Consider the following 20,605-nt stretch of genomic DNA (forward strand, 5'->3'; position numbering starts at 1 on the left):
GTGTCACTCTCTGGTACCGGCGAGATCACTTCTTGGAGCGGATGACCGCCTGCATGACGTTCTTCGCGATCGGCGCCGCCAGACCGCCACCGGAGATGTCGTCACGGTTGGCGCTCTCGTCCTCGACCACCACGGCCACGGCGACCGGCGCGCTGCCGTCGGGCAGCTTGGCGTAGGAGATGAACCACGCGTACGGGTTGGCGCTGTTCGCCACACCGTGCTGCGCGGTACCGGTCTTGCCGCCCACCGTGACGCCGCTGATCCGGGCGTTCGTACCGGTGCCCTTCTCGACCACCGTCTGCATCATGTCCTGCAGGATCTGCGCGTTCGCCGAGGACAGCGGCCGGCTCATCTCCTTCGGCTCGGTCTTCTCGACGGTGTCGACGTTGGACGACTGGAGCTCGTCGACCATGTACGGCCTCATCAGCTTGCCGTCGTTGGCGACCGCCGACGCGACCATGGCCATCTGCAGCGGGGTCGCGGCGGTGTTGTACTGGCCGATGGAGGACAGCGCGGTCTGCGAGGGGTTCATGTTGTCGGAGAACACCGAAGCGTTGGAGCGGACCGGGGTGAACTGCTCGGAGTCGAAGCCGAACTTCTTCGCTTCCGCCAGCATCTTGTCGTTGCCGAGGTCGGAGCCGATCTTGCCGAAGACCGAGTTGCAGGACCAGCGCAGCGCCTCCTTCAGCGAGGCGTTCTTGCAGGGGATGTTGCCCTCGTTCTTCAGCTGGGTCGTCGTGCCCGGCATGGTCCACGGCAGCGGCGAGTTCGTCTGCTCGGTGTCCGACTTGTACAGCCCGTTCTCCAGCGCCGCCGCCGCGGTGACCACCTTGAAGGTGGAGCCCGGCGGGTAGGTCTCGCGCAGCGCCCGGTTCAGCATGGGTGCGGCCTTGTCGGTGGTCACGCTGGTCCAGTTCTTGCCGTCCGACTGGCCGGCGATGGCGGAGGGGTCGTACGACGGGTAGGAGGCCATCGCGAGGATCTTGCCGGTGGACGGCTCCAGAGCGACCACGGCACCCTTGCCGCCCTGCTGCTTCAGACCGTCGAACGCCGCCTTCTGCGCCGCCGCGTTGAGGGTCGTGACGACGTTGCCGCCCTGCCTCTGCTTGCCCGTGATCATGTCCAGGGTATTGCGGAAGAAGAGCCGGTCGTCGTTGCCGGTGAGGATGCTGTCCTCGACGCCTTCCAGGTAGTTGCTGCCGTAGACCTGGGAGGAGTAGCCGGTGACCGGGGCCCACATGGCCCCGTCCTTGTAGGTGCGCTTGTACTTGAAGTCGCCGTGCTTGACCTGGACCGACCCGGTTATCGGGTTGCCGTCGACGATGATGTCGCCGCGCGGGTGGGCGTAGCGCTCGATGGGGACCCGGCGGTTGTCCTTTTCGGTGGCGAGCTGGCCGGCCTTGACGTACTGGAGGTAGTTGTCCCGGATCAACAGGGCCAGGATGAGCAGGCCGCAGAAGATCGCGATCCGGCGCAGGGGCTTGTTCATGAGGGGCGGACCACCTGGGTCATCTCGGCGTCGGGGTTCGTGGCGGGTGCGGGCGCCGGGCGGCGGGCGGTGTCGCTGATGCGGATCAGGAGGCCGATCAGCGCCCAGTTCGCGATCACGGATGAACCGCCGTACGCGAGGAACGGCATGGTCATACCGGTCAGCGGGATGAGCCCCATCACACCGCCGGCCACGACGAAGACCTGGAGCGCGAAGCCACCGGACAGGCCGATGGCCAGCAGCTTGCCGAACGGGTCGCGGGCGGCGAGGGCGGTACGGATGCCACGCTCGGCGATCAGGCCGTAGATCAGCAGGATCGCCATGATGCCCGCCAGGCCCAGCTCTTCGCCGAAGGTGGCGAGGACGAAGTCGGAGTTGGCGGCGAAACCGATCAGTTCGGAGTGGCCCTGGCCCCAGCCGGTGCCGAGGGTGCCGCCGGAGCCGAACGCCCACTGGGCCTGCATGAGCTGCTCGGAGTGGCCCTGGAGGCCCTGACGGCTGAGCTTGAACTCCTTCATCGGGTCGAGCCAGGCCTGGACACGCTGCTGCACGTGCGTCTCGAAGCTTGCCACGCCGACTGCGCCGGCTGCGGACATCAGCAGACCGAAGACGATCCAGCTGGTCCGCTCGGTGGCGACGTACAGCATGATCACGAACATGCCGAAGAACAGCAGCGACGTACCGAGGTCGGTCTCGAAGACGAGGATGAGGATCGAGATCGCCCAGACGACGAGGATCGGGCCGAGGTCACGGCCGCGCGGCAGATACAGCCCCAGGAAACGGCGGCTGGCCAGGGCCAGCGCGTCTCGCTTCACCATCAGATAGCCGGCGAAGAACACCGCCAGCACGAGCTTGGCGAACTCACCGGGCTGGATGGAGAAGCTGCCGACGTGGATCCAGATCTTCGCGCCGTACACGTTCAGGCCGAGGCCCGGGACCAGCGGCAGCAGCAGCAGGACCAGCGCGCCGACCATGGAGATGTAGGTGTAGCGCTGGAGCGTGCGGTGGTCCTTGAGGAAGATCAGCACCACGGCGAAGAGCGCGATGCCCAGCGCCGTGTAGAGCAGCTGGTTGGCTGCCTTGCCGCCGGCGGCGTGCATCTGCTGCAGCAGCTTCGACTGGTCCAGCCGCCAGATCACGACCAGACCGAGCCCGTTGAGCAGCGTGGCCAGCGGCAGCAGCAGCGGGTCGGCGTACGGGGCGAACTTCCGTACGGCGAGATGGGCGACGCCGGCCAGCAGGCCGAGACCGAGGCCGTACTCCAGCAGCCCGGCGGGCACCTTGCTGCTGATGGCCAGGCCCACGTTGGCGTAGGCGAACACCGGGATGACCACGGCGAAGACCAGCAGGGCCAGCTCGGTGTTGCGGCGGCTCGGAGCGCCGATGGCGCCGATCGTGGACGTGTGGTGCGTCGGCGAGTTAGTCGTACTGCTCATCGTGTGACAGGGCCTCTCGCGGCTCGGCTACTGCTTGCCGCACTGATCGACGACCTTCTTCTCATCCTCGGAGAGGCTTGGGCCGGGGTTCGGAGTGTGGGACGTGGACGGCGGCTTCGACGGCGATGTCGGGGGCGTCGTCTTGGACGGCGTACCCGTCGACGGGTTCGGCGTCGGCGATGCCTTGGACGTGAAGGCGGTACGGGTGGTTCCCGTGGTGCCTCCGGCCTCGCCCTGGCCCGTCTTCGCGTTCCGCTGGGACTCGGCGGCCAGGTGCTCCGCCCGCTTCCTGCACGCGGAGGCCTGCACGGACAGCGCCTCGATCTTCGCCTGGGCCTGCGGCAGACCGCCCGCCGTGATCGTGTTCTTGACCTGCTTCTGCTGGTAGGGCGGCAGGTACTTGAGTTCGATCTCCGGGTGGTCCTTCTCCACCTTCGACAGCGACACCCAGGCCAGGTCCTGGCTGATCCCCCGGTACAGGGCCACGTGCTCGCCCTTGGCGCCGACGTAGTACTGCGTCTGCGTCCAGCGGTAGCCGCCGTAGAGGCCGCCGCCGATGACGGCGAGGGCGAGGGCGCTGTAGAGGGATCTCTTCAGCCACTTGCGTCCGCCGCGCGGCTTGGTGAAGTCGCCGTCTGCGTAGTCGCCGAAGCTGCCGGCCGGGGTGTACCCGGTGGTGTCGCCGGAACCGGGCGGGCCGAACTCGCCGCCGCCGTGCCCGTGGTGCTGCCGGCCCAGGTGGGAGGCGCGGCCGGCCGGGGTCTGCATGATGCCGTTGTCGTGCAGGTGGTGCTGGTTCTCGGCGACCGCGCCGACCACGACCGGCTGGTCGGACAGCTGCCCGGCCATGGTGTCACCGGTGTCCAGGTCGAGGACGTCGGCGACGATGACGGTGATGTTGTCGGGGCCGCCGCCGCGCAGCGCGAGCTGGATCAGCTCCTGCACGGTCTCCTGCGGGCCCTGGTAGCTGGCGAGGGTCTCCTCGATCGTCTGGTGGGAGACGACGGTGGACAGCCCGTCGGAGCAGATCAGATAGCGGTCGCCGGCCCGGACCTCGCGGATCGACAGGTCCGGCTCGACGTGGTCGCTGCTGCCCACGGCGCGCATGAGGAGGGACCGCTGCGGATGCGTGGTCGCCTCCTCCTCGGTGATCCGGCCCTCGTCGACGAGCCGCTGCACCCAGGTGTGGTCCTGGGTGATCTGGGTGAGCACCCCGTCCCGCAGCAGATAGGCCCGGGAGTCACCGACGTGCACGAGGCCGAGCCGCTGCCCGGTCCACAGCAGCGCGGTCAGGGTCGTCCCCATGCCTTCGAGCTGGGGGTCCTCCGCGACCATGGCGCGCAGCTGGTCATTGGCGTGCTGAACGGCAGTGCCGAGGGAGGTGAGGATGTCGGAGCCGGGCACGTCGTCGTCGAGCGTGACCAGGGTGGAGATCACCTCGGAGGAAGCGACCTCGCCGGCGGCCTGGCCGCCCATGCCGTCGGCGATCGCGAGCAGCCGCGGACCGGCGTAACCGGAGTCCTCGTTGTGCCCGCGGATCATTCCTTCGTGCGATCCGGCGGCAAAGCGCAGTGACAGACTCATGCGCACCTCGCCCGTCGGCTCCGAATGCAGCCGGTCGTGTCGAGCCACACTGCCCACCCTCCGGTCGGGAGCGCGCCGGAGACCCGGGTGCGGCCTGCCGCTGCGTGCTCGCTCCGCTCGCTCATTGTCGTACTACTTCCGCAGCTCGATGACGGTCTTGCCGATGCGGATCGGCGCGCCCAGCGGGATCGGCGTGGGAGTCGTCAGCCGGGACCGGTCCAGGTAGGTGCCGTTGGTGGAGCCGAGATCCTCGACGATCCACTGGCCGTCGCGGTCCGGGTAGATCCTGGCATGGCGGCTGGAGGCGTAGTCGTCGTCCAGCACGATCGTGGAGTCGTGCGCCCGGCCCAGCGTGATCGTCTGGCCCTGCAGCGCGACCGTGGTGCCGGTCAGTGTGCCTTCCGTCACGACCAGCTTGCTGGGGGCGTTGCGGCCGCGCCGGCCGCCGCCCTGCTGGCCGCGCTGCTGGTTTCGCTGCTGCGGGGGCGCGGCGGCCTGCTGCCGGGGCGCCTGCTGCTGGCGGCCGGCCTCCCTACGCGATCCGCGCTGGGTGACGCGCGTACCGAACAGGTCGCTCCGGATGACCTGCACGGCCACGATCACGAACAGCCACAGTACGGCCAGGAAACCCAGCCGCATGACCGTGAGGGTCAGCTCTGACATTGCCCCCGCTTCACCCTTCGGCTTGCCTATAGATAACGGTGGTGCTGCCCACGACGATCCGCGAGCCGTCGCGGAGCGTAGCGCGGGTGGTGTGCTGCCCGTCCACCACGATGCCGTTGGTGGAGCCGAGATCCTGGATCGTCGAGGGCGTGCCGGTCCGGATCTCGCAGTGCCGGCGCGAGACGCCGGGGTCGTCGATCCGCACGTCGGCGTCGGTGCTGCGGCCCAGCACCAGCGTCGCGCGGGAGATCTGGTGGCGGGTGCCGTTGATCTCGATCCAGTAGCGGGTGTGCCCGCCGCTCATCGGGGCGGCCGCGGGCCGCTGGGTGGCGGGCTGGGGGTAGCCGTAGCCGCCGGGGCGGGCGCCGGGCGGTGGCGCGGACGGCATGGGGGGCGCTCCGGCGGGCGCGCCCGGCGGGTAGCCGGGGCCGCCGCCCGGGACACCCTGCGCGGGGCGGCCGGGAGCCGGGGCCGCGGGGGCCTGGGGCGCCGCCTGCTGGCTGCTGGAGGAGGCGAGGGTGCGCGAGCGCACCCGGTACAGGCCGGTGTCCAGGTCGTCGGCCTTCTCCAGGTTGACCTTGATCGGGCCCATGAAGGTGTAACGCTGCTGCTTGGCGTAGTCACGCACCATGCCGGCCAGCTCGTCGCCGAGCTGCCCGGAGTAGGGGCTGAGGCGCTCGTAGTCCGGCGCGCTCAGCTCCACGATGAAGTCGTTGGGTACGACGGTCCGGTCGCGGTTCCAGATCGTGGCGTTGTTGTCACACTCACGCTGGAGCGCGCCGGCGATCTCCACGGGCTGGACCTCGGACTTGAAGACCTTGGCGAAGGTGCCGTTCACCAGACCTTCGAGACGCTGCTCGAACTTCTTCAGGACTCCCATGGGGCACCTCCTCCGTCCCTGCCGTTGCCTTGCCCTGCTGTGTGCGCTGCCTTGCCCGGTTGTGCTGGTACTGCTTACTGATCGTATCTACGCGCCCGGCAATCAGCCGGTTCCCCCAGCGACTCCCCTTCGAACTCCCGGCGCGCACTCCTGCTGCCATGGATCGTAGAGGCGGGCGAAGACCAGTGTCCCGCACCCGGCTGTGGACCTGGCCCGCCTCCTGGGCAGATGCCCGGGACCGGTACGAGGTTGATACGCGAAGCGGGTCTCCCTGATACCTGGGATGCCTGGCATACCCGGGGAGGGGCGGACGCGGACGCGGTGTGAGGCGGCGGGTGCGGGGCCGCCGGGCGGTGGGCGGGAACGGATGTGAACCCACCCCGTACGACGTGCTAATGTTCTGGATGTCGGAAGGGGCCAGCCCGAAAGGGGCGGAGCCGGAAGACACACCCAATGCGCGGGTGGCGGAATAGGCAGACGCGCTGGATTCAGGTTCCAGTGCCCGCAAGGGCGTGGGGGTTCAACTCCCCCCTCGCGCACAGACGGAATGAGCGGCATCGTGATCACGATGCCGCTCATTCCTGTTGTGCCGTGGACCTTCGGCCGGGCTTGGCCGGAGGTGTCTGTTGCGTGAGGAAGGTCTCAGGCTTCGGAGCGGTACCGGAGGGCACCCGGTCGTGACCTCGGTCACGATAGGATTTTTTAATCTTTCTTGGGGTGTGGCTTAACGTTTCGTCAGCTCACCCGGCCTGACCGAGCCGCGGGGGCGGAAACCGGGGGAGAAGGCACGGGGGCCACTTCCGGGAAACCTCCTCTCCTTCCTGGACCTGCCCGAACGCGAAGTGGCCAGTGGCGACCGCCCGTTCCCCTCTCCGCCTTCGCCTTCGCCTTCGCCTCCGCCTCCGCCTTCGCCTTCGCCTTCGCCTTCGCGGCCGCGGCCGCGTCGATGGCGGCGGCCGGCTCGTCGAGCACCACCACCGGCGCGTCCCGCAGGAAGGCGCGGGCCAGGGCGGCCCGCTGCCACTGGCCGCCGGACAGCCGCGTGCCGCCTGCGAACCACCGGCCCAGCTGGGTGTCCATTCTCGTGACCCGCGAAGCCACCTTCGTCTTCTTCGGCGGCGGTGCGTGGTGCCTGGTGCGCGCGGGGAAGCAGCGCGTACGAGGACGCCCCCGGGTGCGGGCGCGCATCGCCGTGGTCCGGGACCCGCCCGTCTCTACCCCGACGTGACGGTACGTCAGCACCCGTCGGGGAACAGCGTGATCGCGGCATACGTCAGGCAGCAGACGACCCCCTGCAACCGGCGCACCGACCGGCAACGGCCGCACCTGCTCGTGGCGGGTCTACGTCCACCTGCTCGTGGCGGGTCTACGTCACGGACGTCAACGCGGTACTGAAGGCCACCCGCACCCGCCTGCCGGGCGCCGGTCTCCCTCGTCCACAGCACGTTGTCCACAGGGCCTGACGCGTTCCGGGCGCCGGCTGTACGGTCTGCACGAGTTGATGTTCGTGCCGAAAGGCGTACGGGGGAGGCGGTCGCGGTGACCGGAACCGGTGCAGAAGTGATCGAGGACGGGCAGACGCGCCGGCTGCCGCAGGTGCGCGGATTCGCCCGGTGGCCGCGCCAGGGCTCCCCCAAGGAGGCGGGCAAGGCGCTGCGGACCAGCGTGCCGCGCGCCGCCCACCGCATGCTCGACCTGGACTCCTCCCGCCCCGACGCGGTGAGCGCGGTCATCGCGTCCAACGCCGGCCGCATCCCGGAGCTGATCCCCATCCGCGTCGGGCGGATGGCGGCCACCCCGTTCGCCTTCCTGCGCGGCTCGGCCGGACTCATGGCCTACGACCTGGCCCGCACGCCCACGACCCGGATCCGCACCCAGATATGCGGCGACGCACACGCCGCCAACTTCGGCCTGTACGGCGACGCCCGCGGTGACCTCGTCATCGACCTGAACGACTTCGACGAAACCGTGCACGGCCCCTGGGAGTGGGACCTGAAGCGGCTCGCGGTCTCGCTGGTGCTCGCCGGACGAGAGGCCGGCGCCGACGAGGACACCTGCCGCGCCGCCGCCCAGGACGCGGTCGGCTCCTACCGCCGCACCATGCGGCTGCTGGCCAGGCTGCCCGTGCTCGACGCGTGGAACGCCATCGCCGACGAGGAACTGGTCTCCCACACCGACGCCCACGATCTGCTCGGCACCCTGCAGCGCGTCTCGGAGAAGGCCCGCGCCAACACCAGCGGCCGGTTCGCGGCGAAGTCGACCGAGGCGGTGGCGGACGGCGGACGCCGGTTCGTGGACGCCTCACCCGTCCTGCGCCGCATCCCGGACGCCGAGGCCCACGCCGTCGCCGCGTCCCTGGAGGAATACCTGACGACCCTCTCCGAGGACCGGCACCCCCTGCTCGCCCGGCACGCGGTGCACGACGTGGCCTTCCGGGTCGTCGGCACCGGCAGCGTCGGCACCCGGTCCTACGTCGTGCTGCTCCTCGACCACCGTGAGCAGCCGCTGGTGCTCCAGGTGAAGGAGGCCAGGCCCTCCGCGCTCGTCCCGCACCTGGCCACGGCCGGGTTCGAGGCGCCGCCCGCCCAGCACGAGGGCCGCCGGGTGGTCCTCGGGCAGAAGCGCATGCAGGTCGTCAGCGACATCCTGCTCGGCTGGACGACCGTCCACGGGCGCCCCTTCCAGGTGCGCCAGTTCCGCAACCGCAAGGGCAGCGTTGACCCCGCCGCCCTCCCCGCCGACCAGATAGACGACTACGGCCGCATGACCGGCGCCCTGCTGGCCCGCGCCCACTCCCACAGCGCCGACCCACGGCTGATCGCCGGATACTGCGGCAAGAACGAGGAACTGGACGAGGCGACCGCCGCCTTCGCCGTCGCCTACGCCGACCGCACGGAGGCGGACCACACCGACCTGGTCAAGGGAATCAAGGAGGGACGGATCGCCGCGGAGCTGGGGGTGTGACGCCCGGCCGGGGTCGTCTCCCCGAGGGGCGCGGGGCCACATCCCCTACCCTGGTCGCGTGACGACCCCGGAAGCCGATCAGCCCCCGCGGCCCGAAGAACGGCTTGAGCAGGCCGTACGGGCCGCCGAGCAGGCGTTGATCGAGTACGAGATCGCCGTCGAGACGTTCCGTGTCGAGGTCGAGAACTTCTCCCGGCTGCACGAGCAGAGACTCGGCCCGCTCTACGCCCGCATCGAGGAGCTGGACGCCGAGATCGCCGAGGCGAAGGCCGCCCGCACCGGCGACCCGGAGGACATCCGCCGCGCCGAGGAGGCCCGCGCCCGGGTGACGCCGATCCCCGGCGTGGAGGAACTGCTGCACGGCTGGATGGACGGCCACGGCCTGTTCCCGGAAGCCGCCGCCATGCTGACCGACCAGGCCGTACGGCCCCCGCAGCGGGTGCGGCCCAGCGAGGAGGCCCGCAAGCTCTACCGCGAGCTGGCCCGCAAGTCCCACCCCGACCTCGCACAGGAGGAAGAGGAGCGCCGCCGGCGTGAGGAATTCCTCACCCGCCTCAACGCCGCCTACGCCCGCGGTGACGAGGCACTGCTGAGGGAACTGGCCGAGGAATGGGCGGCCGGCCCGGTACCGCCCGAGCGACGCCCGAGCCCCGCCGAGGAGCTGTACGCCCGCCTCGAATGGCTCGCCCAGCGCAAGGAACTGCTCACCCTCGTCGCCCGCGAACTGGAGGAGGGCGCGATCGCCGGCATGCTCCGGCTCGCCCCCGACGACCCCGACGGGCTGCTCGACGAGATCGCCGCCAGGCTGCGCGCCGACATCACCCAGCGGGAGGGGGAGCTGGCGGCCCTGCAGAGCAGGTAGCGTCGGGGACATGAATTTCGCAGCTCGTGTGCCCACGGTCGAGATCACGGACCTCAAGGACGGCGACTTCCTGCTGGACGTCCGCGAGGACAACGAGTGGCAGGCGGGCCACGCCGAGGGAGCAGTGCACATCCCCATGAGCGAGTTCGTCGCCCGCTACGGCGAGCTGACCGACGCCGCTCCGCAGGACGGCCGCGTCCACGTCATCTGCCGCTCCGGCGGCCGTTCGGCGCAGGTCACCATGTATCTGGTCCAGCAGGGTATCGACGCGGTGAACGTCGACGGCGGCATGCAGGTCTGGCAGGCCGCGGGCCGCCCGGTGATCACGGACGACGGCAGCCCCGGCTTCGTGCTGTAACCCACGCCGACGGCCGGCCCGATTTCGTGCCGGGGCCCATCCCGACGGGGCCTGGTTTCGTGCTGCGGCCGGCCCTGGTGATGGGCTCGGCTCGTTTCTGCGGCCGGCCCTGGTGGTCGGTCGGTTCCGTCCTCCTGCAGTCCGTCCCGGCGGCCGGGACCGCGCGTCAGCCCAGCGGATGAGCGGCCAGCAGATCCCCGAGCCTCTCCTCGTGTGCCGCCGCCGGGCCGAGCGCCAGCTCCAGGTGCTTGGCCCAGGCGTGATAGCGGTGCAGCGGATAGTCCGTGTCGGCACCGAACCCGCCGTGCAGATGCTGCGCCGTCTGCACCACCCGGCGTACCCCCTCCGCCGCCCAGATCTTCGCCACCGCCACATCCCCGGCCGCGGGCAGCGCTCCTGATGTCCCCGAGGCGATCCGCCAGGCGGCCTGCCAGAGCGTGGCCTCCATGGCACGCAGATCGATGTACCGGTCCGCGGCCTGCACGGCCACCGCCTGGAAGGTCGCGATCGGATACCCGAACTGCTCCCGCTTGCCGGTGTACTCGGCGGTCATGCGCAGCACCCGCTCGCCCAGACCGAGCGCCAGCGCGCAGGTGCCCGTGGCGAGCAGCGCATACAGCCACTCCCAGGCGCCGTCGGCCTCGATGACCTCACCCACCTCGATCCGTACCGAGGCGAGCCGTAGTTCGGCCAGCCGCTCCCCGCTGGTGGACACCTGCTCGGCAAGGACCACCCCGTCCCGCTCACGCGGTACCAGCGCGAGGACGGTCCGGTCGGCGGCCGTGCCCTCGACATGGGCGGGTACGACGACGAGGTCCGCGTCGTACGCCCACGGCACCGCGGTCTGCACCCCGTCCAGTACCCAGACCGAGCCCTCCCGCCGTGCGGTGACGGCCAGTTCGGCCGGGTCATGGCCACTGCGGCCGTTCGCCGCGACGGTCAGCACCAGCTCGCCGCGTCCGGCGCGGGCCAGCAGGCGTTCCGCCGACTCCGCACCGCCGTAGGCCTGTACGACCGCTGCCGCCGCGCTGTGCTCCAGCAGCGGCACCCGGGCGAGGACCTTGGCGGACTCACGCAGCACCAGGCACAGCGCGATCGCGTCCAGACCGGAACCGCCGTGCGCCTCGTCGAGCAGCAGACTCAGCAGGTCCGCCCCGGCCAGCCGGGACCAGAGTTCCCGGTCGAAGCCCTCGGCCACGGCACCGGTGGTGAGCGCCGGGCTGGGCACCGCGTCCGGTACCACGTCGGCGAACACCCCGCGCGCCGCCTCGGCCGCCGCCCGCTGTTCCTCGGTGAAGGTGAAGTCCACGGCCTGTCCCTCCGACGGTGCGGTCATCCATCTGACGGGGCGTCAAGATAGAACAGGTTCTAGGAGAAGGGAACGGGTCGGCGGCGGTGTTCCTGGGGGCCATCCCTCCCCCTCCCCCTCCCCCCACCCACCCCTCCCCACCCCCACGCCGAGGCGGTCCCGTGCAGGCCTCAGCGGTCGAAGTCCAGCTCCACCTGCTCCGTCAGCGGATGCGACTGGCAGGCCAGTACATATCCGGCTTCCGTCTCTTCCGCCTCCAGCGCGAAGTTGCGGTCCATGCGGACCTCGCCGGAGACCAGGAAGGCCCGGCAGGTCCCGCACACCCCACCCTTACAGGCATAGGGCGCATCGGGGCGGTTGCGCAGGACCGTCTCCAGCAGGGACTCGCCCTCCTGTACCGGCCAACTGCCTCCGCGTCCGTCCAGCCGGGCGGTGACGGTGCTGTGGGCGGGCGTCCGGGCGGTGGCGGCCGGTGGCGAGCCCGCGTCCACATGGAAGATCTCCTGGTGTATACGGGACCGGTCCACGCCCAGCTCGCGCAGCGCCTTCTCCGCGCCCTGCACCAGCCCGAACGGCCCGCACAGGAACCAGCCCGCGACCTCACCGACCGGCAGCAGCGCGGGCAGCAGCCCGGTGAGCCGCTCCCGGTCGAGCCGGCCGGACGGCAGACCCGCCTGCTGCTCCTCGCGGGAGAGCACGGTCACCAGCTGAAGCCGCTCGGGGTAGCGGTCCTTCAGATCGGCGACCTCTTCCAGGAACATCGTCGAGGCGGCCGTGCGGTCGCTGCGTATCAGGCAGAACCGGGACGCCGGCTCGCGTGCCAGCAGCGTGGCGACGATGGACAGCACCGGGGTGATGCCGCTGCCGCCGACGACCGCCGCGTACAGTCCCGGCGCCGGTTCCAGGGTGAAGCGGCCGGCCGGGGTCATCACCTCCAGCTCGTCACCGACGTTGATCTCCTTCAACGCGTAGGTGGAGAAGGCCCCTTCTTCCACCAGCCGCACGCCCACTCTCAGGCTGTCCGGGCCCGGGCCGGCCGGGTCGGGCGCGGGGGAGCAGATCGAGTACGTGCGCCGGATCTCGGTGCCGTCGACCCGTCGGCGCAGCGCCAGGTGCTGTCCGGCCGTGTGCCGGTACTCCTCGCGCAGTCCGGGCGGGACCGTGAAGGTCAGGGCGACGGAGTCGTCGGTGATCCGGTCGACCGCGGCCACCGGGAGCGGGTGGAAGCGCGCCATCACAACTCCTTGAAGTGGTCGAACGGTTCACGGCAGGCGAGGCAGCGGCGCAGGGCCTTGCACGCGGTGGAGGAGAACCTGCTCAGCAGCTCGGTGTCGGCGGATCCGCAGTGCGGGCAGCGGACCGGTTCGGTCTCCGTCGCGTGGGTGTGTATCGGGCCGAGGGTGAGCGGTACCGGGCCGGAGGCGCTGCGTGCGCGCGGGGGAGCGATGCCGAACTCCTGGAGCTTGCGGCGCCCTTCGGGGCTGATGTCGTCGGTCGTCCAGGCCGGTGTGAGCACCGTGCGGACCGTGACCTCGCGCATGCCGTGGGCCCGCAGTACCCGTTCGATGTCCACGCTCATCGCCTCGATGGCGGGGCAGCCGGTGTAGGTGGGGGTCAGATCGACCTCGGCCGTGTCGCTGCCGTGGAGACGCACCGCGCGCACCACGCCCAGCTCCTGGAGGGTGAGCACCGGCAGTTCGGGGTCGGGCACCGAGCCGGCCAGCTCCAGCAGCTCCGCCTCCAGGGCGGTGGCGGTCACCATGACGCCCCCGGGTGGCTGCGGTGCAGGTGCTGCATCTCGGCGAGCATCCGTCCGAACGGTTCGGTGTGCAGGCCCTGCCGGCCGGCACCGGCCGACCAGGCACCGGTGCGCGGGCCCTCGGGGAGGGGGAGGGTCGCGCGGGCGAGGACGTCTGCGACGGACTCCTGCCAGCGTGCATCCAGGGCGGCCCAGTCGGCGTCGAGGCCCTCGACCGGCTGGAACGGCTCACCGGTGAACCTCCACAGCGCCTCGCAGGCGTGGCGCATCCGCTCGTGGCTGGCTTCCGTGCCGTCACCGAGGCGGAGCGTCCACTGCTCGGCGTGGTCGCGGTGGTAGGCGACCTCCTTGACCGCCTTCGCGGCGAGGGGTGCGAAGGGGCCGTCGCCGGCGGCCAGTTCGGCGTAGAGCAGCTGCTGGTAGGTGGAGAAGTACAGCTGGCGGGCGATCGTGTGGGCGAAGTCGCCGTTCGGCTGCTCGACCAGCTGGAGGTTGCGGAAGGCACGCTCCTCGCGCAGGTAGGCCAGTTCGTCCTCGTCGCCGGCCAGGGACAGCAGCACCCGGGCCTGCCCGAGGAGGTCGAGGGCGATGTTGGCGAGGGCGACCTCCTCCTCCAGGGCGGGGGCGTGCCCGGCCCACTCCCCCAGCCGGTGGGAGAGCACCAGGGCGTCGTCGCCGAGGGCGAGCGCGGCGGTCACCGGGACGGTGGCGGGGCCGGTGGCGGTCACAGGTGCTTCACCCCTTCCGGGATCTCGTAGAAGGTCGGGTGCCGGTAGGGCTTGTCGGCGGCCGGTTCGAAGAACGGGTCCTTCTCGTCCGGTGAGGACGCGGTGATCGCGGCGGCGGGGACGACCCAGATCGACACGCCCTCGCCGCGGCGGGTGTACAGATCGCGGGCGTTGCGCAGGGCCAGCTCCGCGTCGGGGGCGTGCAGACTGCCGGCGTGGGTGTGGGAGAGGCCGCGCCGTGAGCGCACGAAGACCTCCCACAGGGGCCAGTCGGTGGTGCTCATGCTCGCTGCGCTCCTGTCTCCTGTGCTGCCTCACCGGTGCCGTCCGTGCTCCCGGTGTGCTTGGCCGCGTAGGCGGCGGCCGCTTCCCGCACCCATGCGCCCTCGGCGTGTGCGCGCCGGCGCTGGGTGATCCGCTGTTCGTTGCACGGGCCGTTGCCCTTGAGGACCTCCCAGAACTCCGTCCAGTCGATCGGGCCGAAGTCGTAGTGCCCGCGTTCCTCGTTCCACCGAAGGTCCGGGTCGGGGAGGGTGAGGCGCAGGGACTCGGCCTGGGGGACGCAGATGTCGACGAAGCGCTGGCGCAGTTCGTCGTTGGAGTGGCGCTTGATCTTCCATTCCATCGACTGTGCCGAGTGCTGGGACTCGTCGTCGGGTGGGCCGAACATCATCAGCGAGGGCCACCACCAGCGGTCGACGGCGTCCTGTGCCATCGCGTGCTGTTCCGGGGTGCCCTTGCTGAGGGCCAGCAGCAGCTCGTAGCCCTGGCGCTGGTGGAAGGACTCCTCCTTGCAGATCCGCACCATCGCGCGGGCGTACGGGCCGTAGGAGCAGCGGCACAGCGGCACCTGGTTGGTGATCGCGGCACCGTCCACCAGCCAGCCGATCGCGCCGACGTCGGCCCAGGTCAGCGTCGGGTAGTTGAAGATCGAGGAGTACTTCTGGCGGCCGCTGTGCAGTTTGTCGAGCAGCTCGTCGCGGCTGGTGCCCAGGGTCTCGGCCGCGCTGTACAGATACAGGCCGTGGCCGGCTTCGTCCTGGACCTTGGCCATCAGGATCGCCTTGCGCCGCAGGGAGGGCGCGCGAGTGATCCAGTTGGCCTCCGGCTGCATGCCGATGATCTCGGAGTGGGCGTGCTGGGCGATCTGCCGGACCAGCGTCGCGCGGTAGGCGTCGGGCATCCAGTCGCGGGGTTCGATGCGTTCGTCTGCGGCCACGGCCGCGTCGAAGGCGTGCTGGTAGGCCGCCGTGTCGACGGTGTTCGGTGCGCCGTCCGCCTCCGTGCGGGCCGTGCGCTGTGCGGCTGCTGTGGCCATGCGGTCCCCCTGACCTCGGGCTCTTCGGTGAAGCTGTCCCGACCGATCGTTCGGTCCGTGCGGAATCAATGGTGTGACGGGCCGCCGTGGGTGTCAACCGCTGTGGAAAACTCGGTGGGCGGCCTGTGGGCAGCCTGTGGACAGGGGAGTCGCAGGGAGGGCCAGGGCCGGCACCGCGGCGGCACGGCGTGGCGAGGACCACGGCCGGTGGCCCGTACCCGGGGCTGCGCCCGGTGGCCAGGGCTGAGTACCGTTCCGTGGACGCCGAGAGCGGCGTACGTGAATCATGGGACGTTCGTGGCGGCGCCGTTCACGGAGCTGGACCACTGAGCCGAACGACTGAGCCGGAACACTGAGCCGGAACACTGAGCCGAAACGGGGTACGGGGCGAAATGGACGCGTACGACGAGGACCCGGGGGCCCGGCCCGGGCCCAGTGGGTCGGCGGGGGCGCGTCTCCCGGAGAAATCCCCGGCCGAAGCCGGCGCCCCGGAGGAAGCGGGTACGCCGGCCCGTGAGGGTGCGGTGCCGGGCGACGAGCCTCGTGACGCGGACAGCGCGCACCCGGCCCGGGCGGAGCGGGGAAGGCGAGAGGTCGCGGCCGCCCTGCCTTCTCAAGCGGCCCGGAGGAACCAGGCGGCTCTGCGGGCCCAGGCGGGGCGGAAAGACGACCACCCGGCCATACCGGCCACGCCAGCCACACCGGCCACTTCTGACATGTCTGCCGCGTCGGCGCAGGCGGTCCGGACGGACGTGCCCGGTGCCGCCGTACCGCCGGTGACAGTGGCCGCGTCCGATGCCGCTTCGCCGCCCCCCGCCCCCCGTACCGGCGTAGCCGCCCTCTCCCCTCGCTATCAGGTCGCCGCTGCACTGGCGCTCGCGGTGGTCGCTGTCGCCGCCGGTGTGCATGTGCTGATGGTGTTCCTCAGCCTCGCCCCCGCGAACACGGTCACCAAGCAGCACGGCAAGGCGGTGGAGCAGTGGGTGTACCCGGAGTTCGAGCAGAACTGGAAGCTGTTCGCCCCGAACCCGCTGCAGCAGAACATCGCCGTACAGGTGCGGGCCGAGGTGCGGATGAAGGACGGCAGCCTGCGCACCACCGGCTGGACCGACCTGTCCGCGCAGGACGGCGCCGCCATAGCCGGCAACCCGGTGCCCAGCCACACCCAGCAGAACGAACTGCGCCGCGCCTGGGACTTCTTCGCCGCCACGCACACCGCGGACAACCGACCCGTCGGCATGCGCGGTTCCCTCTCCGAGCAGTACGTGCGCCGGATTGTGGTGATGCGCCTGCACCGGACCGATCCGATCAGCAGGGACGGCGTCATCCAGCGGGTGCAGGTCCGTTCCAGCACCACCAATGTGCAGCCGCCCGCCTGGAGCCGTGAACGGGTGTCCGACAAGCCGGTCTACCGCGTGGTGCCCTGGTGGACGGTGCCCGCCGACGAGGCCGCCGGAGGTGCGCGGTGAACCAGTTCTCCCTGAGCCTGTCGAGGGGGATCGCCCGCGCCACCGGGGCGGCCCTGGGGCCGTACCAGAGCGCCGTGATCCGCATCGGCTTCGCCGGGACCTGGCTGCTGTTCCTGCTGCGCGAGTTCCCCCACCGCCAGGAGCTGTACGGCCCGGCCGGGCCGTGGGGCTGGAACCTCGCCAAGGAGCTGACCGCCGACAACCACGCCTTCACGGCTCTGCTGTGGTCCGACGGGCAGCTGTGGTTCGAGTGCTGCTACGCGCTGGCGGTCCTCGCCAGTGCGGCGCTGCTGCTCGGCTGGCGTACCCGGACGGCGTCCGTGCTGTTCATGGTGGGCGTGCTGTCGCTGCAGAACCGCAGCGTCTTCGTCGGCGACGGCGGCGACAACGTCCTGCACCTGATGTCCTTGTATCTCGTGTTCACACGGTGCGGACAGGTGTGGTCCCTGGACGCACGGCGGGCGGCGCGCGCCGGGGCGGCACGCGCGCGTGGGGAGCGGGTTCCCGCCGACCGGGTGGGGCCGGCCCTGTGGGCGGTGCTCGGCCTGGCGCTGCTCCTGGCGACGTTCACCGGCCGCTTCGACAACGGCTGGCTGATCCCGGCGCTGCTGTGGACGGTCTGGGGCGTACTCGGCCTGTGGTGGGCCGTCGGCCGCTGGACGAAGTCCCCCGAGCCGCGGTTGCTGTTGGACGTCATCGCCAACGTCCTGCACAACGGCGCCCTGTTCGTGATCATGGCGGAGGCCTGTCTGATCTACGCGACGGCCGGCTGGTACAAGATCCAGGGATCGCGCTGGCAGGACGGCACCGCCGTCTACTACCCCCTCCACCTGGACTACTTCTCGCCCTGGCCCGGACTCGCCGACCTGATGTCCTCCAGCGGCACGATCATGATGGCCGTCGCCTACGGCACTGTCATGGTGCAGGTCGCCTTCCCGTTCACCCTGTTCAACCGGCGGGTCAAGAACGTCCTGCTGGTGGTGATGATGCTCGAACACGCGGTGATCGCGGTCGTCCTCGGGCTGCCGTTCTTCTCGCTGGCGATGATCACCGCGGACGCGGTCTTCCTTCCCACGTCGTTCCTGCGCCGGCTGGGCGCGCTGGTGGCACGCGCGCGTGCGCGGATGGTCCGGCGCGGCGACCGTACGGTGCCCGCGCCCCGCTCCCCCGAAGAGGCACCTGAAGGGACGCCTGAAGCGACGCGCGAGGAGACACCCGAAGAAGCCACGCCCGAGGAGAGCGCGCAGGGCCGACGTGACTCCCACCGCGCGAGCGCGGCCGAACGTGGGGGAGGGTTGACCGCATGACCGACCCGCTGACCCGCTGGCGCGACCACGCCGGTGCCGCCGTGCTGCTCGACGGCTTCCATGCCCTCAAGCACGCGCTGCGCTTCGGGGCCCAGGTCCCGGTGGCGGTCACCACCGACCGGCAGGCCGCGCTCGCTCTCGCCGGGGAACTGGCCGAAGACGTACGGGACGCGCTGGACGAACTGCTCAAGGAAGTGTCCGCGGAGACCTACGCCTCCCTCGTCCCGCGGCCCCACCCGACCGGCGTGGCCGCGCTCGCCGTACGGCCGTCACGCGAGGCCAACCTGCGCACGCTGGCCCGCACCCCGCGCACCGCGCCGGTCGTGGTCCTGGACAACCCCCGCAATCTGGGCAACGCCGGTGCCGTGATCAGGCTGGCCGCCGGCTTCGGGGCGACCGGGGTCGTCACCACGGGCACACTCGACCCCTGGCACCCCACGGTGGTCCGCGGCGGCGCCGGCCTGCACTTCGCGACCGCCGTGGAACGCCTCGGCGTCGACGAGCTGCCGGCCGGGCCGCTGTTCGCGCTGGACCCGGAGGGCGAGGACATCCGTGGCAGCAGACTGCCCGACGACGCCGTGCTCGCGTTCGGCTCGGAGCGCAGCGGACTGTCGGCCGAGCTGCGCGCGCGTGCCGACCATCTGCTGGCCCTGCCGATGCGCCCCCAGGTCTCCAGCTACAACCTCGCCACCAGCGTGGCGATGACGCTGTACCACTGGAGCGCCACCGGGGGCGCCGTACCGGCTCCCTAGACCTCGCGCCGCACCTCGACCACCCGGAACCGGTTCGCCACGAACGCGCCGTCGCACAGCGCGGCGTTCGCCGCCGGGTTGCCGCCCGAGCCGTGGAAGTCCGAGAACGCCGCCGTCTGGTTGACGTACACCCCGCCGGTCAGGTTGAGCGACAGCTGGGCCGCCTCCTCCAGGCACACCTCCTCGATGGCCTGCTCGACCTCGGGGTCGGTGGTGTAGGCGCCGACCGTCATCGCGCCCTTCTCGCGGACCGTGCGGCGCAGCAGCTCCACCGCGTCGGTCACCGAGTCGACGGCGACGGCGAAGGAGACCGGGCCGAAGCACTCGCTCATGTAGGCGGCCTCGTCGTCCGGCTTGGCGCCGTCCAGCTTGACGAGAACGGGCGTGCGGACCACCGCGTCCGGGAACTCCGGGTTGGTGATCTCGCGGGAGGCGAGGGCCACCTCGCCGAGGCCGGCGGCGGCTTCCAGGCGGGCCTTGACGTCGGGGTTGACGATGGCGCCCAGCAGCGCGTTCGCACGCGTGTCGTCGCCGAGCAGGCCGTCGACCGCGCGGGCGATGTCGGCGCTGACCTCGTCGAAGGTCCTGGTGCCCTGCTCGGTCCGGATGCCGTCCCGGGGGATCAGCAGGTTCTGCGGGGTGGTGCACATCTGGCCGCTGTACAGGGACAGCGAGAACGCCAGGTTGGAGAGCATGCCCTTGTAGTCGTCCGTGGAGTGCACGATCACCGTGTTGACGCCGGCCTTCTCGGTGTAGACCTGCGCCTGGCGGGCGTTGGCCTCCAGCCAGTCGCCGAAGGACGTCGACCCGGTGTAGTCGATGATCCGGATCTCGGGGCGGGTGGCGAGGGTCTTGGCGATGCCCTCGCCGGGGCGCTCGGCGGCCAGCGCCACCAGGTTGGGGTCGAAGCCGGCCGCGGCGAGCACGTCCCGGGCCACCTGCACGGTCAGGGCGAGCGGCAGCACCGCGCGCGGGTGCGGCTTGACCAGGACCGCGTTGCCGGTGGCCAGGGAGGCGAACAGGCCCGGATAGCCGTTCCAGGTCGGGAAGGTGTTGCAGCCGATGACCAGGCCGATGCCGCGCGGTACCGGGGTGAACTGCTTGCTGAGGACGAGCGGGTCGCGCTTGCCCTGCGGCTTGTTCCACTCCGCCGTCCCGGGCGTGCGGACCTGCTCCGCGTAGGCGTAGGCCACCGCCTCCAGGCCGCGGTCCTGGGCGTGCGGGCCGCCCGCCTGGAACGCCATCATGAACGCCTGGCCGCTGGTGTGCATGACCGCGTGCGCGAACTCGTGCGTCCGGTCGCTGATCCGCTTGAGGATCTCCACGCAGACCGCGGCCCGCAGCTCGGCGCCCGCGTCCCGCCAGGCCCGCTGCCCCGCCTTCATCGCGGGCAGCAGCGTGTCGATGTCGGCGTGCGGGTAGGTCACGCCCAGCTCGATGCCGTACGGCGAGACCTCACCGCCCACCCAGTCGTCCGTGCCGGGCTGGCCGAGGTCGAGGCGGGTGTTCAGCAGGGCGTCGAAGGCGGCCTTGCCCGCCGCCGCGTCCAGGCTGCCGTTCTCGCCGTAGGCCTTGGGATGCTCCGGATGCGGGGACCAGTACGCGCGTGTACGGATCGCTTCCAGCGCCTGGTCCAGGGTGGGCCGGTGCTTGGCGATCAGCTCGGGCACGGTCAGTTCGGCGGCCATACGGGACCAACTCCTCGTCTGGAGAACTCTTCGTCGAGT

Annotated in this window: 20 protein-coding genes and 1 tRNA gene; 8 read left to right on the plus strand and 13 right to left on the minus strand. The window is 71.0% G+C overall.

Annotated features, from left to right (window positions below):
- Positions 1-25 precede the first annotated feature (25 nt).
- From ABT171_RS10970 to ABT171_RS10990, 5 genes are all read right to left on the minus strand, one after another.
- The gene (locus ABT171_RS10970) at positions 26-1,489 is read right to left on the minus strand and encodes a peptidoglycan D,D-transpeptidase FtsI family protein (RefSeq protein WP_351242115.1); all 1,464 of its coding nucleotides are present in this window, start codon (positions 1,487-1,489) and stop codon (positions 26-28) included.
- Positions 1,486-2,925: an FtsW/RodA/SpoVE family cell cycle protein gene (locus tag ABT171_RS10975; RefSeq protein WP_351242117.1), complete on the minus strand. Its 1,440-nt coding sequence runs from the start codon at positions 2,923-2,925 to the stop codon at positions 1,486-1,488. Before ABT171_RS10975 ends, ABT171_RS10970 begins: the two co-directional genes overlap by 4 nt.
- Before the next feature lie 27 nt (positions 2,926-2,952).
- Complete coding sequence (locus ABT171_RS10980; RefSeq protein ID WP_351242119.1) at positions 2,953-4,509, minus strand: Stp1/IreP family PP2C-type Ser/Thr phosphatase; 1,557 nt, start codon at positions 4,507-4,509, stop codon at positions 2,953-2,955.
- Positions 4,510-4,641: 132 nt separating this feature from the next.
- On the minus strand, positions 4,642-5,172 hold the full coding sequence (locus ABT171_RS10985; protein WP_351242121.1) for an FHA domain-containing protein FhaB/FipA: 531 nt from the start codon (positions 5,170-5,172) through the stop codon (positions 4,642-4,644).
- Between the two features lie 10 nt (positions 5,173-5,182).
- Positions 5,183-6,052: an FHA domain-containing protein gene (locus ABT171_RS10990; protein ID WP_351242123.1), complete on the minus strand. Its 870-nt coding sequence runs from the start codon at positions 6,050-6,052 to the stop codon at positions 5,183-5,185.
- Between the two features lie 455 nt (positions 6,053-6,507).
- Between ABT171_RS10990 and ABT171_RS10995 the strand changes: the two genes are divergently transcribed.
- Positions 6,508-6,591: transfer RNA gene (locus ABT171_RS10995), tRNA-Leu, on the plus strand.
- A gap of 196 nt (positions 6,592-6,787) precedes the next feature.
- Here the strand turns inward: ABT171_RS10995 and ABT171_RS41880 are convergent.
- Positions 6,788-7,132, minus strand: a complete 345-nt coding sequence (locus tag ABT171_RS41880) for an ATP-binding cassette domain-containing protein (RefSeq protein WP_503074735.1) — start codon at positions 7,130-7,132, stop codon at positions 6,788-6,790.
- A 4-nt stretch (positions 7,133-7,136) separates the two neighbouring features.
- On the opposite strand from ABT171_RS41880, the gene ABT171_RS11005 reads away from it, so the two are divergent.
- The 4 genes from ABT171_RS11005 (at position 7,137) to ABT171_RS11020 (ending at position 10,236) form a co-directional block, all read left to right on the plus strand.
- Positions 7,137-7,280 carry a hypothetical protein gene (locus ABT171_RS11005; RefSeq protein WP_351242125.1) on the plus strand — a complete coding sequence of 48 codons (144 nt, stop codon included), beginning with the start codon at positions 7,137-7,139 and terminating at the stop codon, positions 7,278-7,280.
- Positions 7,281-7,591: 311 nt separating this feature from the next.
- Positions 7,592-9,016, plus strand: a complete 1,425-nt coding sequence (locus tag ABT171_RS11010) for a DUF2252 domain-containing protein (protein ID WP_351242127.1) — start codon at positions 7,592-7,594, stop codon at positions 9,014-9,016.
- A gap of 58 nt (positions 9,017-9,074) precedes the next feature.
- On the plus strand, positions 9,075-9,878 hold the full coding sequence (locus ABT171_RS11015) for a hypothetical protein (protein WP_351242129.1): 804 nt from the start codon (positions 9,075-9,077) through the stop codon (positions 9,876-9,878).
- A gap of 28 nt (positions 9,879-9,906) precedes the next feature.
- Positions 9,907-10,236, plus strand: a complete 330-nt coding sequence (locus ABT171_RS11020) for a rhodanese-like domain-containing protein (protein WP_351242347.1) — start codon at positions 9,907-9,909, stop codon at positions 10,234-10,236.
- 166 nt (positions 10,237-10,402) lie between these two features.
- Here the strand turns inward: ABT171_RS11020 and ABT171_RS11025 are convergent, their stop codons facing one another.
- The 6 genes from ABT171_RS11025 to paaA all read right to left on the minus strand — a co-directional run bounded on the left by ABT171_RS11025 (position 10,403) and on the right by paaA (position 15,350).
- Positions 10,403-11,545: an acyl-CoA dehydrogenase family protein gene (locus ABT171_RS11025; RefSeq protein WP_351242349.1), complete on the minus strand. Its 1,143-nt coding sequence runs from the start codon at positions 11,543-11,545 to the stop codon at positions 10,403-10,405.
- A 170-nt stretch (positions 11,546-11,715) separates the two neighbouring features.
- Positions 11,716-12,780, minus strand: coding sequence for a 2Fe-2S iron-sulfur cluster-binding protein (locus ABT171_RS11030; RefSeq protein WP_351242131.1), 1,065 nt, complete (start codon positions 12,778-12,780; stop codon positions 11,716-11,718).
- The gene (gene paaD, locus ABT171_RS11035; RefSeq protein WP_351242133.1) at positions 12,780-13,307 is read right to left on the minus strand and encodes a 1,2-phenylacetyl-CoA epoxidase subunit PaaD; all 528 of its coding nucleotides are present in this window, start codon (positions 13,305-13,307) and stop codon (positions 12,780-12,782) included. The genes ABT171_RS11030 and paaD overlap by 1 nt, the downstream gene beginning before the upstream one ends.
- Positions 13,301-14,032, minus strand: a complete 732-nt coding sequence (gene paaC, locus ABT171_RS11040; RefSeq protein ID WP_351242135.1) for a 1,2-phenylacetyl-CoA epoxidase subunit PaaC — start codon at positions 14,030-14,032, stop codon at positions 13,301-13,303. The genes paaD and paaC overlap by 7 nt, the downstream gene beginning before the upstream one ends.
- Positions 14,029-14,316, minus strand: a complete 288-nt coding sequence (gene paaB / locus ABT171_RS11045) for a 1,2-phenylacetyl-CoA epoxidase subunit PaaB (protein ID WP_014673816.1) — start codon at positions 14,314-14,316, stop codon at positions 14,029-14,031. The genes paaC and paaB overlap by 4 nt, the downstream gene beginning before the upstream one ends.
- Positions 14,313-15,350, minus strand: a complete 1,038-nt coding sequence (paaA, locus tag ABT171_RS11050; protein WP_351242138.1) for a 1,2-phenylacetyl-CoA epoxidase subunit PaaA — start codon at positions 15,348-15,350, stop codon at positions 14,313-14,315. Before paaA ends, paaB begins: the two co-directional genes overlap by 4 nt.
- Positions 15,351-16,066: 716 nt before the next feature.
- Between paaA and ABT171_RS11055 the strand changes: the two genes are divergently transcribed.
- From ABT171_RS11055 to ABT171_RS11065, 3 genes are read left to right on the plus strand one after another with little or no spacing between them, the layout of a single operon-like run.
- Complete coding sequence (locus ABT171_RS11055) at positions 16,067-16,819, plus strand: DUF5819 family protein (RefSeq protein WP_503074749.1); 753 nt, start codon at positions 16,067-16,069, stop codon at positions 16,817-16,819.
- Positions 16,816-18,126 carry an HTTM domain-containing protein gene (locus ABT171_RS11060; RefSeq protein WP_351242142.1) on the plus strand — a complete coding sequence of 437 codons (1,311 nt, stop codon included), beginning with the start codon at positions 16,816-16,818 and terminating at the stop codon, positions 18,124-18,126. The genes ABT171_RS11055 and ABT171_RS11060 overlap by 4 nt, the downstream gene beginning before the upstream one ends.
- The gene (locus tag ABT171_RS11065; protein WP_351242144.1) at positions 18,123-18,878 is read left to right on the plus strand and encodes a TrmH family RNA methyltransferase; all 756 of its coding nucleotides are present in this window, start codon (positions 18,123-18,125) and stop codon (positions 18,876-18,878) included. The genes ABT171_RS11060 and ABT171_RS11065 overlap by 4 nt, the downstream gene beginning before the upstream one ends.
- Here ABT171_RS11065 and paaN read toward each other — a convergent pair.
- Positions 18,875-20,566, minus strand: a complete 1,692-nt coding sequence (gene paaN, locus ABT171_RS11070; RefSeq protein ID WP_351242146.1) for a phenylacetic acid degradation protein PaaN — start codon at positions 20,564-20,566, stop codon at positions 18,875-18,877. The two genes, ABT171_RS11065 and paaN, sit on opposite strands and share 4 nt — an antisense overlap.
- Positions 20,567-20,605: the final 39 nt, after the last annotated feature.

It is taken from the genome of Streptomyces sp. NPDC001851 (genome assembly GCF_040297165.1).
GTDB lineage: Bacteria > Actinomycetota > Actinomycetes > Streptomycetales > Streptomycetaceae > Streptomyces.

Excerpts from the sequence above, each read along its gene's own strand:
- ABT171_RS41880 (WP_503074735.1), bottom strand. The coding sequence starts at position 7,132 with ATGGACACCCAGCTGGGCCGGTGGTTCGCAGGCGGCACGCGGCTGTCC.
- paaB (WP_014673816.1), bottom strand. The coding sequence starts at position 14,316 with ATGAGCACCACCGACTGGCCCCTGTGGGAGGTCTTCGTGCGCTCACGG.
- ABT171_RS10980 (WP_351242119.1), bottom strand. The coding sequence starts at position 4,509 with ATGAGTCTGTCACTGCGCTTTGCCGCCGGATCGCACGAAGGAATGATC.
- ABT171_RS10985 (WP_351242121.1), bottom strand. The coding sequence starts at position 5,172 with ATGTCAGAGCTGACCCTCACGGTCATGCGGCTGGGTTTCCTGGCCGTA.
- ABT171_RS10975 (WP_351242117.1), bottom strand. The coding sequence starts at position 2,925 with ATGAGCAGTACGACTAACTCGCCGACGCACCACACGTCCACGATCGGC.
- ABT171_RS11030 (WP_351242131.1), bottom strand. The coding sequence starts at position 12,780 with ATGGCGCGCTTCCACCCGCTCCCGGTGGCCGCGGTCGACCGGATCACC.
- ABT171_RS11065 (WP_351242144.1), top strand. The coding sequence starts at position 18,123 with ATGACCGACCCGCTGACCCGCTGGCGCGACCACGCCGGTGCCGCCGTG.
- paaA (WP_351242138.1), bottom strand. The coding sequence starts at position 15,350 with ATGGCCACAGCAGCCGCACAGCGCACGGCCCGCACGGAGGCGGACGGC.
- ABT171_RS11055 (WP_503074749.1), top strand. The coding sequence starts at position 16,067 with ATGTCTGCCGCGTCGGCGCAGGCGGTCCGGACGGACGTGCCCGGTGCC.
- paaD (WP_351242133.1), bottom strand. The coding sequence starts at position 13,307 with ATGGTGACCGCCACCGCCCTGGAGGCGGAGCTGCTGGAGCTGGCCGGC.
- ABT171_RS10990 (WP_351242123.1), bottom strand. The coding sequence starts at position 6,052 with ATGGGAGTCCTGAAGAAGTTCGAGCAGCGTCTCGAAGGTCTGGTGAAC.
- paaN (WP_351242146.1), bottom strand. The coding sequence starts at position 20,566 with ATGGCCGCCGAACTGACCGTGCCCGAGCTGATCGCCAAGCACCGGCCC.
- ABT171_RS10970 (WP_351242115.1), bottom strand. The coding sequence starts at position 1,489 with ATGAACAAGCCCCTGCGCCGGATCGCGATCTTCTGCGGCCTGCTCATC.